This window comes from Paludibacterium yongneupense DSM 18731 (genome assembly GCF_000422925.1).
GTDB lineage: Bacteria > Pseudomonadota > Gammaproteobacteria > Burkholderiales > Chromobacteriaceae > Paludibacterium > Paludibacterium yongneupense.
In genome coordinates, this window is sequence record NZ_AUGZ01000057.1 from 1 (window position 1) to 1,348 (window position 1,348).

General features: G+C 46.9%; 2 protein-coding genes. Both read left to right on the top strand.

The annotated features are described in order from the left end of the window. Positions 1 to 603, top strand: a 603-nt coding sequence (locus G520_RS25395) for an endonuclease toxin domain-containing protein (protein WP_487042758.1), incomplete at its 5' end; no start/stop codon positions are given. Between the two features lie 89 nt (positions 604 to 692). Then, entirely contained in the window at positions 693 to 1,136 is a 444-nt protein-coding gene (locus G520_RS22935; RefSeq protein ID WP_156876972.1) for a contact-dependent growth inhibition system immunity protein, read from the top strand. Positions 1,137 to 1,348: the final 212 nt, after the last annotated feature.

A 1,348-nucleotide genomic window follows, 5' to 3' on the forward strand; every position in this document is an offset into this window, starting at 1 on the left:
AAAGAAGCCCAAGCTCTCGCTGATGCAGGTAAACTGGACGAAGCACAAAACCTGCTTAAAGCGGGTGTTCAGACAATTGACCGGAACTGGCAAGCGGCGACAAAAGAACTGGGTAGCAGTACGGCCAGGCAAGGGGTGACAACTGGGGCAAATACAGCAGGGACTACGGTTGTAGATCAGGCAGCAACAGGTATCAAGTGGGGTAAGGGAATTCAGGAGCAGAGAATGCCTTATGAAGATTTTGTGGCTAGTACGTTACCGGCCGATACACGTTTGCCGCCGAACTTTAAGACGTTTGATTTTTATGACTCAGTGACACAAACGGCGACAAGCGTCAAGACGTTGGATACCACGACAGCAGCTAAGATTGCTGATCCGACGCAGGTTTATTCAGCACTGAAGAGTAATGTTGACGCAACGACTAGCTTTACGAATTACACAAGAGGCGTCAAATCGGTTGATTCATCGCAAATAAGTTTCAGAGTGGTTGATGTAGCAATACCGCAAGGGACAACCTCTGCTCAGTGGACACAAATTAACAGAGCTATTGACTATGCGAATAGTCAAGGCGTGACATTAAAAATTACGGTAGTTAAACCATGAATACAATAGTGAGAACGCGTTGGGCCAATGCAAAAAATAATGGCGACTTTATCTGGATAGCAACGGCTTGAGGCTACTCTGGTCTAAGTATTAATGACCCAAAAGGCAAGCAGCATCTTTTGAAACCAACCATTGATGGTGAAAGTCTCGGTGTCGCTGTAATGGATGCACTGACCTGCAGTCGTTGGGTTCTTGGAAGTCCTCGTCCAGGTATGACATTCCCTCCAGAAGTGGAATTTGATAGCGACTTGTATGACAACAAGCAAGGCGCTGATCGCTATAGCGTTTGGATAGAGACATTAATGGAGCGCTTTAATTACAAGACCAAACGAGCGTTGTTCAAAAATATGATGAATTGCAACATATCGATACGCGAGGGGGTCATGACTATTGGACCTACACACCACGAAAAACTGGAAGGATGGGGGCGAGAAAAAGATGACGGTATTGAGGATGTAGTGATTTCGGCTGACAGTACGCCGGTGGAAATTGGTGCAGCTTTACGTTTGGCGTTTAGTCGTTGCATCGGATAAATAGCTTCGACGCATTGTTCTTGGCCCGGTCGTGTACCGGGCCTTTTTACGACTACAGCGACTTATCGGTAGACGGTGTTGAAATTGGAAATCGCAAAAAAACGCCAACTCGCGAGAGCCCCCTGTGTCAGGGTAGTTGAGATGATCCCTTTTCAGGGATTTCATACTCAATCCAGGGGGCCGGAATTTCACCATGTCGCGTTTATCCAAGG